General features: G+C 56.2%; 2 protein-coding genes. Both read right to left on the reverse strand.

Features of this window, described 5'->3' with window-relative positions; translation table 11 throughout:
* On the reverse strand, nt 1-449 hold a 449-nt coding region (locus AC2FM5_RS19610), incomplete at its 3' end, for an ATP-binding cassette domain-containing protein (RefSeq protein ID WP_496737652.1).
* Between the two features lie 132 nt (nt 450-581).
* The coding region (locus AC2FM5_RS19615) for an extracellular solute-binding protein (protein WP_496737654.1) at nt 582-1,128 on the reverse strand (547 nt) is incomplete at its 5' end.

A 1,128-nucleotide genomic window follows, 5' to 3' on the forward strand; every position in this document is an offset into this window, starting at 1 on the left:
ATCCTCTGCTGCTGGCCACCGGACAATTGCGCCGGGTATTTCCTGCCCTGATCCGGCAGACCAACAAGGTTCAGCAGCTCGCTCACCCGAACCGCGATATCCGACTTGCTGCGGCCCGTGTTTTCAAGGCCAAATGCGATGTTCTTTTCGATCGTCAGGTTCGGGAACAGCGCATAGGACTGGAACACAATCCCGAAATCGCGCTCGGACGGAGGCAGGTTGGAGACGTCCTTGCCATCCTGCATAATCGTACCCTTGGTCTGCAGATCCAGCCCTGCAATCGCCCGCAACAAGGTGGTCTTGCCGCAGCCGGACGGGCCGAGGAAACAAATGAATTCACCTTCTTTGATTTCAAGAGAGATGTCCTTGAGTGCCAGAAAGCTGCCGAACGCTTTCCACAAATTCTGGATGCTGAGATACAGTTCACCGGGTGGTGTTTTCTGAAGCACGGGAGAGGTCCTCACATCTGCACCTCGGGCACGACCGATCCTGGCCGGTGCGCGCCGGGTGAGTTGGTTGTGTTGGTGGGAACAAGAGAGTGGCGGGCAGGAGAGGCACAAAAGCCCCTCCTGCCAATGGAATTACTTCGCTTCAGACTTTCCGTCATAGCGAGACTGCCATTCCTTCAGGATTGCCGCGCGATTGTTGGCGGCATATTCGAAATCATTGTTGATCATCGCATCCAGAAGACCCTCTGGGAAGTGTTCAACCGGTTTTGCAACGCCGGGATACGCCACGACCGCATAGCCGGTATTGTACATCTCGTTGGCCTCTTTGGTGACGGTGAAGTCCACCAGCTTCTGCGCGGCTTCCAGATTTGCAGTGCCGGCCACAATCGCGGTTGCTTCCATGTCCCAGCCGACGCCTTCCGAAGGCACAATGATTTCCAGCGGTGCGCCATCAGCTTTGGATTTCGCCCCACGGAACGCAAAAGAAATACCAATCGGGATCTCGCCCGCCGCCGCCAGTTTGCAAGGCTTCGAGCCGGAATGGGTGTAGCGCGCAATATTCTCGTGCAGCGCATCCATGTATTCCCAGCCACCTTCTTCGCCAAACATTTGAAGCCAGCTGGACACATCAAGGAACCCCGTGCCAGAGGAATTCGGGTTCGGCATGATAACCTGATCC

The sequence above is a fragment of the Ruegeria sp. BHSA162 genome, assembly GCF_059613385.1.